11 protein-coding genes are annotated in these 16,397 nt (G+C 37.9%); 7 read left to right on the plus strand and 4 right to left on the minus strand.

What is annotated here, in order from left to right:
- Window positions 1-270 precede the first annotated feature (270 nt).
- From PEDSA_RS15875 to PEDSA_RS15905, 7 genes are all read left to right on the plus strand, one after another.
- Window positions 271-3,243, plus strand: coding sequence for a SusC/RagA family TonB-linked outer membrane protein (locus PEDSA_RS15875; RefSeq protein ID WP_013634180.1), 2,973 nt, complete (start codon window positions 271-273; stop codon window positions 3,241-3,243).
- Window positions 3,244-3,261: 18 nt separating this feature from the next.
- The gene (locus PEDSA_RS15880) at window positions 3,262-4,884 is read left to right on the plus strand and encodes a RagB/SusD family nutrient uptake outer membrane protein (protein ID WP_013634181.1); all 1,623 of its coding nucleotides are present in this window, start codon (window positions 3,262-3,264) and stop codon (window positions 4,882-4,884) included.
- 33 nt (window positions 4,885-4,917) lie between these two features.
- Entirely contained in the window at window positions 4,918-6,036 is a 1,119-nt protein-coding gene (locus PEDSA_RS15885; protein ID WP_148233545.1) for a SusE domain-containing protein, read from the plus strand.
- Between the two features lie 4 nt (window positions 6,037-6,040).
- Window positions 6,041-7,063 carry a glycoside hydrolase family 53 protein gene (locus tag PEDSA_RS15890; RefSeq protein ID WP_013634183.1) on the plus strand — a complete coding sequence of 341 codons (1,023 nt, stop codon included), beginning with the start codon at window positions 6,041-6,043 and terminating at the stop codon, window positions 7,061-7,063.
- 26 nt (window positions 7,064-7,089) lie between these two features.
- Window positions 7,090-9,603, plus strand: coding sequence for a cellulase family glycosylhydrolase (locus tag PEDSA_RS15895; RefSeq protein WP_013634184.1), 2,514 nt, complete (start codon window positions 7,090-7,092; stop codon window positions 9,601-9,603).
- A 160-nt stretch (window positions 9,604-9,763) separates the two neighbouring features.
- Window positions 9,764-12,217 (plus strand): beta-galactosidase GalB, encoded by a 2,454-nt coding sequence (gene galB / locus PEDSA_RS15900; RefSeq protein ID WP_013634185.1) that lies wholly within the window; start codon window positions 9,764-9,766, stop codon window positions 12,215-12,217.
- A gap of 182 nt (window positions 12,218-12,399) precedes the next feature.
- Window positions 12,400-12,990: an HdeD family acid-resistance protein gene (locus PEDSA_RS15905; RefSeq protein ID WP_013634186.1), complete on the plus strand. Its 591-nt coding sequence runs from the start codon at window positions 12,400-12,402 to the stop codon at window positions 12,988-12,990.
- Window positions 12,991-13,062: 72 nt separating this feature from the next.
- Here PEDSA_RS15905 and frr read toward each other — a convergent pair whose 3' ends face one another.
- The 4 genes from frr to rpsB all read right to left on the minus strand — a co-directional run bounded on the left by frr (window position 13,063) and on the right by rpsB (window position 16,379).
- On the minus strand, window positions 13,063-13,626 hold the full coding sequence (gene frr, locus PEDSA_RS15910; protein ID WP_013634187.1) for a ribosome recycling factor: 564 nt from the start codon (window positions 13,624-13,626) through the stop codon (window positions 13,063-13,065).
- 24 nt (window positions 13,627-13,650) lie between these two features.
- Window positions 13,651-14,355: a UMP kinase gene (gene pyrH / locus PEDSA_RS15915; RefSeq protein WP_013634188.1), complete on the minus strand. Its 705-nt coding sequence runs from the start codon at window positions 14,353-14,355 to the stop codon at window positions 13,651-13,653.
- A gap of 265 nt (window positions 14,356-14,620) precedes the next feature.
- On the minus strand, window positions 14,621-15,457 hold the full coding sequence (gene tsf / locus PEDSA_RS15920; RefSeq protein ID WP_013634189.1) for a translation elongation factor Ts: 837 nt from the start codon (window positions 15,455-15,457) through the stop codon (window positions 14,621-14,623).
- 109 nt (window positions 15,458-15,566) lie between these two features.
- The gene (gene rpsB / locus PEDSA_RS15925) at window positions 15,567-16,379 is read right to left on the minus strand and encodes a 30S ribosomal protein S2 (protein ID WP_013634190.1); all 813 of its coding nucleotides are present in this window, start codon (window positions 16,377-16,379) and stop codon (window positions 15,567-15,569) included.
- Window positions 16,380-16,397 lie beyond the last annotated feature (18 nt).

Raw genomic sequence — 16,397 nt, forward strand, 5'->3', positions numbered from 1 at the left:
AAAAGTCGAATTAGTATTTGTTTTGGTATGCTGAATTAAGTGGTTTAATAACATTGTTTTCTTTGCGGAAGTTCGTTTTTCTAAAATAGAAATAAGCAAGGCAAAAAAAGAATCGATTAAACGATTTTTCTGCTTTTTATTACCAATAGGTAGTGTTTTCTGAATAAATGGATTAAAAAAATGGACGAAAGGACAAACCGGTTTATGAAATTAATCACTCTTTTGTACAAAGGTTAAACGACGTTGACCTATTTGTATAAACCTAAGATTATGATACAAGAATTATCGCTTTTTTTAAGAATTAAGCTAATAGTACCGCTTCTCTTTTTAATAGTATCCACTTCTTTTGCGCAAAATCAAACTACCGTTAGCGGTATAGTAAAATCAGCAACAGACGGAGAGCCACTTCCTGGGGTGGCAGTGTCTGTTAAAGGCACTACTGCGGGGACCTTAACAGATATACAAGGAAGGTTTGTTATAAATATTCCCAAACCTGGAGCTGTTCTGGTGTTTAGCTCGCTCGGTTTTAGCACACAGGAAATAACGGCAAACAGCGCTTCATTAAATGTTACTCTTTCAGAGAATCTAAGCGCTCTTAATGAAGTTGTTGTTGTCGGTTATGGAACTACCAGAAAACAGGATCTTACCGGAGCTGTAACTGTAGTAGGAGCAAAAGATTTCCAAAAAGGAACGGTGACAACACCCGAGCAAATGATTACAGGAAAGGTTCCCGGAGTTTCCATTGTTTCTAACGGTGGTCAGCCCGGCTCCGGAGCAACAATCAGAATCAGGGGCGGAGCTTCCTTAAGCGCAAATAACGATCCTTTGTTTGTAATTGATGGTGTTCCTTTGGAAAACTCTACAGTTTCGGGAGCTTCTAATCCGTTGAGTTTTATTAATCCAAATGACATAGAGTCGTTCACTGTTTTAAAAGATGCTTCGGCGACGGCAATTTACGGATCCAGAGCTTCTAATGGTGTTATTATTATCACGACTAAAAAAGGAAGTTCGGGTAAGCTGAATATTAATTTTAGTACAGTAAACGCGTTGTCTTCAATTACAAAGTATGCGGATGTACTTTCGGCAGATCAGTTTAGAGCGGTAGTGAATGAGTTTGGAACCGCAGACCAGAAGGCAGATCTTGGACAGTTTAGTACAGACTGGCAAAAGCTGATTTATCAGGATGGTTTCAATACGGATAATAATATTTCTTTCAGTGGAGGGGTGAAAAATCTGCCTTACAGACTTTCGTTTGGATATCAAAATCAAAGTGGTATTCTGAAAACGGATAAATACCAAAAAACATCTGCCGCTTTAGCTCTGAATCCCACTTTCTTTGATAATCATCTGAAAGTGGATTTAAACATTAAAGGATCTATGCAAAACACCCGATTTGCCAATCAGGCGGCAATTGGCGGAGCAGTAAGTTTCGATCCATCGCAGGCTGTTTACACGAATTTATCTGACTATGGTGGTTATTGGGAATGGATGAATCCTACAAACCCATCAGGCTTAGAGAATTTAGTGGGAAGAAACCCGGTTGGTTTATTGAACCAGCGTTTCGACAATGCTAAACCTTACAAAAGTATTGGTAATTTAAGTCTGGAATATAAATTCCACTTTCTGCCAGATTTAAAAGCAGTTTTGAACTTAGGATATGATATCTCTACAGGAAAAGGGACGGTATATGTTCCAGCGACAGCAGCGGAACTGATAGACCAGGGTGGAACAGATAGTAAATATAAGCAGAACAAAACCAATACAGTTGCCGATTTTTATCTGAATTATGTTAAAGAGCTAAACGATATAAAAAGCCGTTTAGAAGTAACCGCTGGTTATTCATATAATGACTATCTGACAAAAGTTTACAATTATACCAGCTACAACGCTTTAGGCGCAGTAATTTCTGAACCTGCTTTTCCATTTGACAAACCACATAGCAGGAATATCTCGTATTTCGGAAGATTAAACTATAATTATGATGAGCGCTATTATCTAACCGGTACTGTAAGAACAGACGGATCTTCCAGATTTGCGGAAGGGAACAGATATGGAACTTTCCCCGCTATTGCTTTTTCATGGGCAATCAATAATGAAAGCTTTTTACAAGATAGTAAGCATGTTAATTTGCTGAAACTTCGTTTAAGCTATGGCTTAACTGGTCAGCAGGATATCAATGCGTTATATGGCTATATGTCTTATTATAATTTAAGTACTATTAACGCTTCTTATCAATTTGGAGATCAATATTATCAGATGTACAGGCCAAGCGCATATATTTCTGATTTGAAATGGGAACAAACAGCAACAAGCAATATTGCATTGGACTTTGGTCTTTTTAATAATAAGGTTTCCGGAAGTATAGACCTGTATAAAAGAAAAACATCTGATTTACTGAATAAAATTCCACAGCCGGCCGGAACCAATTTTTCAGCGACAGCTTATGTGAATGTTGGAGATATGGAAAATGAAGGGGTGGAATTGAATTTAAATGTTGTCCCGGTAGAAAACAAGAACTTTAAATGGGATGCCGGTTTTAATTTAACATATAATAAGAATACCATCACCAACCTTACAGTTGTACCCAATGATCCTAACTATTTGGGTTTCCCCGGAGGCACAATTGCCGGCGGTGTAAGTGGTCAATACGCATTTATTAATGCGGTAGGTTCACCAAAAAACACATTCTTTCTTTACAAGCAGGTTTATGATGAAAACGGAAAGCCATTGGAAGGAATATATGTAGACGCGAATAAAGACGGGAAAATTACAACCAGTGATTTTGTGAAAGGTAAATCCTCAGATCCGAAAGTTTTCTTGGGCTTTACCAACAATTTAAGCTACAAAAAATGGTCATCAGCCTTTGTGCTGAGGGCAAGCTTAGGAAATTATGTTTATAATAACGCATTTAGTCAACGTGGAAACCTCGCTCAATTTATAGGAACTCAGGTTCTGCTCAACGGATCTCCTAATTATTTCGAGACCGGGTTTAAAACACAACAGCTGTTAAGTGATTATTATGTGGAAAATGGCTCATTCTTAAAAATGGATAACTTTTCCATTGGTTACGATTTTGGGCGTATCGCTCGTAACACAGCCAATCTAAGAGTAAATGCTTACGTACAAAATGTGTTCACAATTACAAAGTATAAAGGTTTGGATCCTGAAGTGGCGTCCGGTGTTGATAATAACATTTATCCGAGACCAAGGATTTATTCTTTAGGATTAAACTTAAACTTCTAACCCTTAAACATGTACATTATGTTTCCATATAAAAAGCTTAAAATGAATATGCAGTCATTAAAAATGTCTTTTTTTAGCATTCTGATCATGTCTGCTTTTGGGTGTACAAAATTAGATTTGCAGCCAACGAATGACCTCACCGCTGAAGACGTTTATAATAGCCCATTGGGGTATAAACAGACTTTGGCAAAAGTATACGGCGCCTTCGCACTAACAGGAAATGCTACAACCGGACAGCAGGATATACCAGCTGAAATTATTAAAGACGAAGGAAACTCGGATTTCCTGAGGCTTTACTGGAATTTACAGGAATTGACTACCGATGAGGCGGCCTGGAGCTGGTCCAGCGATGCAGGTATTCTGGGGCTTCATGAGTTGAACTGGTCCTCTACAAATGCAATAATATCCGGTCTTTATTATAGAAGCTTCTTCCAGATTACCCTGTGTAATGATTTTATAAGACAAGCAGCGGAAGATAAAATTACTTCCAAAGGTTTTTCCGATACAGACCTTCAGGAAATAAGAAGGTATAGGGCAGAAGCGAGGTTTTTAAGAGCATACCAATATTGGGTATTGATGGATCTTTATGCCAATCCACCATTTGTTACCGAAGATTTTAAATTGGGGGCAAAAGATCTTCCCAAACAGACAAACCGAAATGAACTGTTTAGTTATTTAGAGTCAGAGCTTAAAGCAATAGAAACTGAATTGGCTCCTGCAAAGACGAATGAATACGGGAGGGCAGATCAGGCAGCAGCCTGGGCATTGCTTTCCAGAATTTATTTGAACGCGGAAGTTTATATCAAAATACCAAAATATACCGAGGCAATTACTTATGCCAAAAAAATTATTGGCGCAGGTTATAGTTTACATGGTAATTATCAGGAATTGACCATTGCGGACAATCATTTGAATACAGATGAGAATATTTTAATGATTAACTATGATGGAACACATACCCAAAACTATGGCGGAACAACGTATTTAATGCATGGCCCGGCGAATGTGCCGGCAAATATATCGGGTTCTAACGGAGACTGGGGCGGGCTAAGAACAACGCAAAATTTTGTCGGGCTATTTACTGATTATTCAGGAAATACTGATAAAAGAGCTTTGTTTTATACGACTGGGCAAACTTTAGAAATGGAAGAATTATATCTTTCTAAGGCAGGTTTTTCTCCAATTAAGTTTAGAAATAAGACAAGAACAGGCGGGGATGCCCCACATCAGGATCCGGCTAAGGATTTCTCTGATATAGATTTTCCACTATTCAGGTTTGGTGAAGTGTATCTAAATTATGCTGAAGCTGTTTTAAGAGGGGGAAATGGGGGAGATAAAGCTACAGCACTTCAATATATAAATAATTTGCGTACCAGGGCTTACGCCGGGAGCGCTACAGGAAATATCGGGTCCAGCGATCTGACTTTAGACTTCCTGCTGGATGAAAGAGGAAGAGAACTTTACTTCGAAGCGCACAGAAGAACGGATTTGATTCGATTTAACAAGTTTACCACAGCAAATTATTTATGGGCCTGGAAAGGCGGAGTAAAAGCAGGAACCTCTGTAAGTAACAACAGAAATATATTTCCTATTCCGAGTTCAGATTTGTCATCAAATCCAAATTTGAATCAAAACCCTTAATCAGAAAATTCTATGTTATTAAACATAAACAATATGGAAAAGCATTTAAAATATATACTGATTTTGTTTATCGCTGCTATGGCATCCTGTAAAAGTGATATCGAAAAATCTATTATCCTGATGCCTTCAGCCTCGTCACAAAACTTTTCGGCATCCCATCAGACTATTGTGCTAAACTCTGGAAATAAGAAAGAGAAAGTAGTTACTTTCACTTTTAACAAACCTAATTATGGTGTGGAGCTTGTTCCGTCATATACGTTGCAATTTGCACTACCGGCAGATACTTCTGGCGCCAATGCCTGGACAAAAGCCATAAATGTAAGACTAACGGAAGAAGAAGGTACTTCTAAAGCATTTTTAGGAGAAGATTTAAATGCGATTTTGGCAACGCAAATGCAACTGGAAACAGGTATAAATCATAAAATTGTTGTGCGCTTAAAAACGGATGTCAATCAAAACTCTGGATTAGTGTCAAATCTTAGGCCTTTATATTCAAAGGTGGAACTGAACATTACCCCATTTGAAGATATCGTTGTATATCCCGCCTTATTGGTAAAAGGAGGAAATTCATGGCAGACACCCTCGGTAAGAACCAATGGGCTTTTGCTGGCTTCATCTGGTTTTAATGCCAAATATGAGGGATATCTAAATCTTCCAAATGCCGACGGTTGGGGAGGGGATGCTTTTACTCTGATTAGTACAACAACCGGGGTATCTTATGGTTGGGGAACCTCTTCGACAACAATTGCTGAAGGTTCAACAGGAAATCTTTGGCTGACGCCATCTCCTGCATATATGAAGGTTAATGTAAATTTAGATGCCCTGACAATTAACTACCAACCGGTTACATTCTCACTTTCGGGAGATCATAATTCGTGGAGTACATCAGATACAAAAATGACACTGAATACATCAACACAGCAGTTAGAATTAGATAATGTAACTTTTGCTGCGGGAAATGTATTCGCCTTTATTGCCAACGGGAATTGGAATATTGCTTATAAAGTAAATGATAAAGGCAAGTTGGTATTTGCAGGTGATCCGGTTTGGGGAGGTATCAATATAAAAGTAGAAACCGCCGGAATATACAAGGTAATTCTGGACCTTAGCGGTGGAGATGGAAATTATACATATCAGTTAATAAAGAAATAGTAAAATGAGAACAGGGCTGTTAATTGTTTTATTGTCTCTCGCCTTTTGGGCTTGCAGCAAAAGTCCAAAGGGCGATACAGAGATTTTTCCCGAAAAATCAAGTTTAGCAAAAGGAGCCGATGTCAGTTGGATTACCGAACAGGAAAAATCGGGATCTAAGTTTTACAATTCCTCTGGCGTACAACAGGATATATTCCAGATTTTGAAGTCAAAGGGAGTGAATGCTATCCGGTTAAGGGTGTGGGTAAATCCAGCAGACGGTTATTGTAATACAGACGATGTGCTGGCTAAAGCACAAAGAGCTTCATTGGCAGGTATGAGACTGATGGTTGATTTTCATTACAGTGATTCGTGGGCCGATCCGGGAAAGCAGACAAAACCGGCGGCCTGGGCCAGCCAGAACTTTGCAGACTTAAAGCAGTCGGTGTATAACCATACCTTTTCGGTTTTAACCACACTCAAAAATAAAGGAATTACACCAGAATGGGTTCAGGTAGGGAATGAAACCAATGATGGTATGCTTTGGGAAGATGGAAAAGCATCTAAAAACATGAAAAACTTTGCTGATTTGATTTCGGCTGGCTATGATGCAACTAAAGCCATTGATAGTAAGATAAAAGTTATTGTTCATATTTCTAATGGCTATGACAATAGCCTGTTCAGATGGATGTTTGATGGATTAAAAAATAATGGAGCAAAATGGGATGTTATTGGAATGTCTTTATATCCAACAGCCGCAGACTGGGAATCAAAAAACACTTCCTGTTTAGAAAATATGAAAGATATGGTTTCCCGTTACGGATCAGAAGTGATGATTTGCGAGGTAGGTATGCCCGTTTCGGAAGCCGCTGCATGTAAATCATTTGTAACCGATCTTTTAGGAAAAGTGAAATCTCTGTCTGGAAATAAAGGTTTAGGTGTGTTTTACTGGGAACCGCAAAGCTACAATAGTTGGAAAGGCTATAAGCTGGGAGCTTTCGACGATACTGGAAAACCAACAGCAGCAATGGATGCTTTTTTAAATTAAATATCTGGCAGACGTAAATAGAACTCATGTTTAGAAAGTTTTTGATGATTGCTTTGTCCCTTGTACTGGGAATATCCATGGCAGACGCTCAGGGAAATAAGGGGATTTATATAGATAAAGCCGGGAAAATAAGATGGGAGGGTACTAACAAAGAAGCGTACTTTTTTGGAGTAAACTATAGCGCTCCATTTGTTTTTGGATATCGGCATATCAAAGCAAAAGGCGTAAATATAGAAGAAGCTATCAGACAGGATGTTTATCACCTGGCAAGATTAGGTATAAATGCATACAGAATACATGTTTTCGACTCAGAGATATCAGACTCTCTGGGGAATATTAAAGATAATGAACACCTAAGATTGTTTGACTTTCTAATAGCCGAACTAAAGAAAAGAAATATTAAAATTTTACTAACACCAATCGCATATTGGGGAAATGGATATCCGGAGAAAGATATGCCCACCGGAAGTTTTTCTTTTAAATATGGAAAGAAAGAAGCGCTGGTAAATAAAGAAGCCTGGAAAGCCCAGGAAAATTACCTTACGCAGTTTTTTCAACGCATAAATCGGTATACCGGAAAGTCTTATCAGGACGATGTTGATATCCTGGCCACGGAAATTAATAATGAACCACATCATTCCGGGGCAAAGGAGTTGACTACCGAATATATCAGCCTGATGGTTAATGCGGTCAGAAAAACCGGGTGGACGAAACCGATTTTCTACAACATCAGCGAATCACCAAAATACGCTGATGCCGTGGTAAAATCCAACGTTCAGGGGCATAGCTTTCAATGGTATCCTTCAGGTCTGGTAGCAGGCAGAACGCAGAAAGGCAACTTTTTACCTCATGTTTCTAAATACAATATCCCTTTTGATTCCATTCCGGGTTTCAACAAGAGAGCGAAGATTGTTTATGAGTTCGACGGTGCCGATATTGCCGATTCCTATTTATATCCGGCTATGGCCAGGAGTTTCAGAAATGCAGGTTTTCAGTGGGCAACTATGTTTGCTTACGAACCCTTAGCTATAGCAGATGTAAATACCGAGTATCAGACACATTATTTAAATCTGGCTTACACACCATCAAAAGCAATTAGTTTCATGATTGCGAATAAACAGTTTAGAGATGGCTTACAGCCGGTGTTGAGTTACGACCACAATCTGAGCGAACTGCTAAACGATACCTTATTTTATTATTCCAATTCAACCGCCGTTCCAGTTCCCAAAAGAAAACCGTTAAAGCATATCGCTGGAGTTGGAACGTCTTCCATCGTAGCATATGAAGGTAACGGAGCCTATTTTTTAGATAAATTAGCAGAAGGTGTCTGGCGACTTGAAGTAATGCCTGATGTCATAAATCTTACAGATCCTTTTGGAAAAGCTTCGCCAAAAAGAAAGGTGAATGCTATTGAATGGAATACAAATCATATTAAAATTTCTTTGCCGGATTTAGGTGAGGCATTTGCAGTTAAGGGAATCAATGAGGGAAATAATTTAGTTTTACAGACCGAAAGCAATAGTTTTCTGATTACTCCGGGAACTTATTTATTGCAGTCCCCAAAGGCAAAGGAATTTAAACCTCAGCCCAGTGAAAAAATTGGACTTTTGGCGTTAAATGAATTTGTTGCACCAAAGGCAGATGAAATGGATGTTTTTGTAAACCATCAGCCAGAAAGAACACTTTCTGTAAACTCTGCGAAGGAAATAAAAGCAAGTGTTTTTGGTGTTCAACCGGACGATGAAGTTAAAGTTATCTTTAATCATCTGTCCGGAATCCGAAAAGAGACTATAATGGTAAAAAGGGGCGCACAGTACCTTGCACCAATTCCGCAGGAAGTTTTAAAACCGGGCTTATTACGCTACTTTATTGTTGTCAAATCCTTAAAAGGAAATATTACTTTCCCCGGATCATTAAAGGCGAGCCCTTATGACTGGGACTTTTATTCGAAGGATGCTTATGAAGTATTTATCAATCAGCCCCAGTCTGCAATTACCCTGTTTGATGCCCGCGAGGATAGAGATAAACTCAATTATTACAATCCCGATTGGGAAAATTACGGATTGTCATTTGTAAGCACATCAGAGAATAATAAACTGGCTATCAGGTCTATCATGAAAAAGTCTAACAATAAAGATTTTATGGGATGGCAAACTTTTATTGGCGACCTGGTTGAAGACCGAGCACAGGATCTTGATAATTTCAATTCTTTGGTGATAAAAGGAAACGGAAGTTTCAAAAATATGAAGGCAAAAATTGCACTGATAAGTAAAGAAGGAAATAGCTATTCTTCTTTTTTTACGCTGACGGATGTTATTTCCGAAATAAAAGTCCCGTTAACAGATTTAAATCAGGAACAAATGTTGTTATTACCAAGGGCCTATCCCGGATTTCAGCCGCTGTTCTATCAATCAGGAGTTAATAAGAACTTTTCCTTAAAAGACATAGAAAGACTGGAAGTAACTTTCGGTTATGATATGGTAGCTGAATTGGTTAATAAGGAAGTATCTATGTCCATTTCTGAAATATCATTAAAGTAAAGTATCAAAAGTCCGAAGTCGGGGGCCGAAGACGGAAGTTTAGTTGTCCATAGACGATGGTCTATAGTAAAATCTACTAATGAACCAATGACTAATGAACTAAATACTAACCAACTAATATTAAAATAAAACGAATAAAGAAAATTATAATAAAGCAGATATGATGCGTATTCCCGGATATTTTTCGATTTTTTTATTGTTTCTGACGACAAGTCTGAGTGCCCAACAGCGGAAAGAGTTTTACTTAAATAAAGGCTGGAAATTCGCTAAAGATGATTTCCAACAAGCTACGGCTAATGACTTTAATGACAAAAATTGGGAACAGGTTGTGGTACCTCACGATTGGGCAATTAAAGGCCCTTTTGACCGGAATAATGATTTACAGGTTGTAAAAATTGTTCAGAACGGAGAAAAAGTGGCTTCCGAAAAAACAGGAAGAACCGGAGGTTTACCTTATATCGGAATAGGTTGGTACAGGCTGGATTTGCCTTTGCAGCAGCTTAAATCCGGAGAAAGAGTTTTCCTGAAATTTGATGGAGCAATGAGTAACGCTCAGGTTTTTGTCAATGGAAAAGAAGCTACACATTGGCCTTATGGCTATAACGCTTTTCATGCGGAGGTTACCGATTTGTTAAAGCAGGGCACTACAAATAAATTAGCCGTTCGTTTAGAAAATAAAGAACAGTCTTCCCGTTGGTATCCGGGGGCAGGTTTGTATCGCAATGTACATTTAATTATAACGCAGGATGTGCATATTCCTATTTGGGGAACCTATCTTACCACACCTTCGGTAAGAAAGGAGCTGGCGAGTGTAAGATTACAAACGAAAATTGCTGGTCTTAAAGAGGGAGAAAAAGCAAACATAAAGTTAGAAACAGATATTCTTGACGCTAACGGAAAAGTAGTTATTAGCAAAGCTACATCCGATAATTTAGAAAGAGCATCCATAGATCAGCATTTTTTATTGAAAAATCCACAGCTGTGGTCTCCGGAATCACCTGTCTTATATAAAGCTGTTTCTAAACTTTATAAAGACGGAGTTTTAAAAGATACCTACGAAACTACATTTGGTATACGTACCGTTATGTTTAATGCAGAAAATGGATTTACACTTAATGGCGTAAAGCGCAAATTTCAGGGAGTATGTAACCATCACGATTTGGGGCCATTGGGAGCTGCAGAGAATGAGGCCGCGTTACGCAGAAGACTACTCATGCTGAAAGATATGGGAGCGGATGCTATTAGAACAGCTCATAATATGCCATCTCCCGAACTGGTTAAACTATGCGACGAATTGGGAATTATGCTGATTGTTGAATCCTTTGACGAATGGAAAGCTCCAAAAATGAAAAATGGATACAATCAGTTATTTGATCAATGGGTAGAGAAGGATTTAATTAATATGATCCACGCTAACCGAAACAGCCCTTCAGTTATTCTATGGAGCATAGGAAATGAAGTTCCGGATCAGGGAACACCCAATGGCGTAGAAATAGCGGCAAGATTGCAGGATATCTGTCACCGTGAGGATCCTACCAGATTAGTAACCGTTGGTATGGATAAAATAGATGCGGTATTGAAAAATGGTTTTGCTGCAGTACTCGATCTTCCTGGTTTTAATTATAAGCCTTCCAGATATGCAGAAGCTTATAAAGTTTTACCACAAGGCTTTATACTAGGATCCGAGACGGCTTCAACAGTAAGCTCCAGAGGTGTTTATAAGTTTCCGGTTAAGACAGGGCCCGATCTTATTTATCCGGACAATCAAAGCTCTTCTTATGATATGGAACATTGCGCCTGGTCACAAACACCTGATGATGAGTTTATCGCTCAGGATAAATTAGATTATACCATTGGTGAATTCGTTTGGACCGGTTTTGATTATTTAGGCGAGCCAGCTCCATACGAGTCCCACTGGCCTTCTCACAGCTCTTATTTCGGTATTATTGATTTGGCAGGCATACCTAAAGACCGTTATTATTTGTATCGCTCTCGTTGGAACACAAAGGAGAAAACTTTGCATTTGTTGCCACATTGGACATGGCCGGGAAGAGAAGGCGAAATAACGCCAGTTTTCTGTTATACCAATTATCCGGCTGCAGAACTATTTGTAAACGGGAAAAGTATGGGAGTTAAGAAAAAAGATGATTCGGATCTTTTTGGAAGAAACAGACTAATGTGGAATGAAGTAAAATACGAGCCAGGAAATATAAAAGTTGTTGCATTGGATGCTGCCGGCAATCCAGTAGAAGAACGTGTAATAAGCACCGCTGGTAAACCATATAAAATTATTTTAGAAGCTGACAGAAAAATGTTAAAAGCTGATGGAAAAGATCTGGGATTTATTACAGTAACAATAGTTGATGCAAATGGAAATATTTGCCCTCATGCTGATAACGAGATTCTAGCTAATGTTAAAGGTAGTGTAAGCTTTAAAACAATCGCAAATGGTGACCCTACGAATTTGCAACTTTTCCATGAACCGCATATGAAAGTATTTAGTGGAAAACTAGTTATTACGGTTCAATCTTCTGAACTTAAAGGGAAAGGGGAGCTAACGGTTTCAGCCAAAGGGTTAGCCTCTGCAAAAATCGACTTTAAAATAGGGGATTAGTGCTACTGTAACATAAATTGCTAGAGAGGCTGTTTCGACTTTGATAGGAGACAGCCTCCTGGACAATATAGTAAACATGACTGGAACCTTTTTTAGAAAACCTCTTCTGGTAATTTTTTGATTTTCTGTGCTTTATGAAAACTTAATGTTTTTTACGTTGTTCTTTTAGAAACTTAAAAAATATGAAAGATTCTATCCTTAAAACTATTAACAGCGCGATAAAACATTGGTTTATACCATTAATCGTAGGGATTCTGTTTTTAATATTAAGCTTTTATGTATGGGTGCAACCAATAGGCTCCTATATCGCGTTAGCTGTAATTTTTAGTATTTCGTTTTTGCTTAGCGGAATAGCTGAAATTATTTTCTCTCTTTCAAATAAATCAGAAATGGATAACTGGGCCTGGACATTGGCATTTGGTATTATAAACGTATTAATAGGTATTCTATTAATGGCTAATCCAGCTTTGAGTATGGTTACTCTGGCACTTTATGTTGGATTCATCATCGTTTTTCGTTCAATATCAGGAATAAGCGCTTCCATAGAACTGAAAAACTACGGAGTAGGTAATTGGGGCTGGATGATGTTTTGGAGCATTCTGGGACTTATTTTTGGCTTTATACTATTATGGAATCCCTTATTTGCAGGTCTTACTTTAGTAGCCTGGACAGCTTTAGGCTTTCTGGCAATGGGAATTTTTAGTATATCTTTCGCTCTGAAACTAAAAAGCCTGAAAAATTTAAAAAATGACTTGTCTTCCCGCTCAGAATAGAAATTCTTTTGAAATAGAAAAGCAGAATCTGTTTGTAGATTCTGCTTTTTATTATTTGGATTTTCTGTCCGACTATACCGTCATGATGTCTTTTTCTTTACCTTCAATCATCACATCTATTTTTGCAATAAATCCATCTGTAATCTTCTGAACCTCTGCTTCGCCTGCTTTAATTTCATCCTCGGAAACACCTTCGCTTTTTAATTTTTTAATACTTTCGTTAGTGTTTTTTCTGATATTTCTGATACTTATTTTACCTGCTTCCGCTTCTTCCTTCGCTTGTTTTACCAGCTGTTTTCTTCTTTCTTCCGTTAAAGGAGGTACATTAAGCCTAACTACAGAACCATCGTTTTGTGGGTTTAAACCACAATTAGAATTAAGAATACCTTTTTCTATAGGGCCAATCATTGATTTTTCCCAAGGCTGAACAACAATTGTTCTCGCGTCAGGCGTATTGATGTTGGCAACTTGAGCAAGAGGAGTGGGAGAACCATAATATTCTACAAGGACACCATCCAGCATTGAAGGTGACGCTTTCCCTGCTCTAATTTTCATAAGTTCGTTATCTGTATGAGTAATAGCTTTTTGCATTGTCGCTTTAGCTTCCTCTAATTCTAACTTAATGAATTCGTTCATCTTGTTTTAGTATTTTGAGCTTAATTATTTTACTAATGTACCAATATTTTCGCCTTCAATAAGTTTCATCAGATTACCACCTTTGTCCATATCGAAAACGATTATTGGAAGGTTGTTTTCATCACAAAGTGTGAAGGCCGTCATATCCATGACATTTAAATCTTTAGCGTAAACCTCCTGAAAGCTTAGAGAATCAAATTTTGTTGCAGAAGGATCTTTCTCCGGATCGGCAGTATAAATCCCGTCTACTCTTGTCCCTTTCAGTACAACATCGGCTTTAATTTCTATCGCTCTTAATGCTGCTGCAGAATCTGTTGTGAAATATGGATTACCAGTGCCAGCTCCGAAAATAACTACTCTGCCTTTTTCTAAATGTCTGATAGCCCTTCTTCTCACATAAGGCTCACAGATTTGTTCCATTTTGATAGCAGACTGTAATCTGGTGTAAACACCAATCGTCTCCAGTGCATTTTGAAGCGCCATTGAATTGATTACAGTAGCAAGCATTCCCATATAATCGGCCTGCGCTCTATCCATACCAGATTTTTCAGCACTTAAGCCACGAAAAATATTTCCTCCGCCAATTACAACAGCAACTTCAATTCCTTTCTCTTTAACGGCTTTTATCTCTTCTGCGTATTGTAAAACGCGGGCATTGTCTATACCATATTGTTGCGAACCCATTAAAGATTCGCCACTTAGTTTCAGTAGAATTCTTTTGTACTTCATCAAACGGGTGATTTTGGCAAAAATAGGAAATTATTTTAGATTTTAGGTAGGGGAGATGTTTACCGGTTCGCCATTTTACGCTACTGATTTCCTGTTGCAATTAAGTATCAGTACTTTAGATTATAAATGGATTAGTTGTCTGTCTTTAGTTCATCATAAACTTGACATGAATCTTAAACAACAAAAAATCCCCACCTTTTTAAAGATGAGGATAATATGATTTTACAAGTTGGTTGCTTGCTACAAAATCTTAAGACTTATAAAACTAAGCACCTAAAGCAACTCTTTTGAATGCAGTAACAGTTAAACCGTTAGATACACTGTTTAAGAATGCTTTGATATCTTTAGAAGAATCTTTAACGAACTCCTGGTTCAATAAAGTGTTTTCTTTATAGAATTTGTTTAATTTACCAGCAGCAATTTTCTCTACCATTTCTTCTGGTTTACCTTCTGCTCTGATTTGTTCTTTCGCAATCTCCAACTCTCTTTCGATAGTTTTAGAATCAACGTCACCTTTATCCAAAGCAACAGGGTTCATAGCTGCAATTTGCATAGCAACATCTTTACCTGCGTCTTCACCACCATTAACAACTGCGCTTAAGCCCACCAATACACCTAAACGGTAGTTACCGTGGATGTAAGGAACAACTTGCTCAGCCTCGATAGTTTCGAACTTAGAAACACCAATTTTTTCGCCAATTTTACCAGTTTGGTCAATAATTAAATCAGCAATTTTGTTTCCGTTCAATTCTAAAGCCAATAAATCTTCTAAAGAAGAAGGATTGTTTTCGATAGCTTTGTCAGCAATAGAGTTTGCAAAAGCGATAAAGTCAGCATTTTTCGCTACGAAGTCAGTCTCGCAGTTTACTTCCACAACAACACCTCTCTTGCCATCAGCAGTAGTTTTGGCGATAACAACACCTTCGTTAGACTCTCTATCCTGACGGCTAGCAGCAACTTTAGCTCCTTTTTTACGTAAATAATCGATTGCAGCTTCGAAGTCGCCGTTAGCTTCAACTAAAGCTTTTTTGCAATCCATCATACCAGCGCCAGTTTGTTGGCGTAATTTATTTACATCAGATGCTGAAATTTGTACAGACATTTTGTTCGATTTTAAAAGTTTTTCTTTATAAAAGTAAGGGGTTGCTAGCCGTCAGTTGTAGCATAAACCAACAACTAAAAACCAACAACCCCTATTTATTTAAAAATTATTATTCGCCTTGAGTTTCTTCTGCAACTTTTTTAGATCTTTTTGCAGATTCCTCTTTTGCTTCAGGAGCGTCTACTTTAGCTTTAGCTGCTGCTGCTTCTTTGTCTGCTTCAGCATCTTTCTCTTGTTTACGCTCTTCTAAACCTTCTTCAATAGCTTTAATAATGATACCAGTAATCAAAGAGATTGATTTTGTAGCATCGTCATTCGCTGGAATAGGGAAATCGATGTTAGAAGGATCAGAGTTTGTATCTACCATTGCGAAAGTAGGGATATTTAATTTCATAGCCTCACTAACAGCAATGTGCTCTTTCTTAACGTCGATAATGAATAAAGCAGCTGGTAAACGGTTTAAATCAGCAATACCACCTAAAAGGTTTTCTAATTTAATACGCTCACGTTGAATCATTAACTTCTCTTTTTTAGATAAAACGTCAAAAGTACCGTCTTTAGTCATTTTATCGATGTTAGTCATCTTTTTGATAGATTTTCTAACAGTAGTGAAGTTAGTTAACATACCACCTAACCATCTTTCAGTTACGAAAGGCATGTTTACTGATTTTGCTTTCTCTGCAACGATATCTTTAGCTTGTTTTTTTGTAGAAACAAATAAAACTTTACGTCCAGATTTAACAATTTGTTTGATAGCTGCTGCAGCTTCTTCAACTTTAACTAAAGTTTTGTTTAAGTCGATAATATGGATCCCATTGCGCTCCATGAAAATGTATTGCGCCATTTTAGGATTCCACTTTCTGGTAAGGTGACCGAAGTGTACACCTGCATCCAATAAGTCTTGATAAGTTGTTCTTGCCATTGTTGTGTCCTCCTAAAA

Source organism: Pseudopedobacter saltans DSM 12145, assembly GCF_000190735.1.
Classification (GTDB): domain Bacteria; phylum Bacteroidota; class Bacteroidia; order Sphingobacteriales; family Sphingobacteriaceae; genus Pseudopedobacter; species Pseudopedobacter saltans.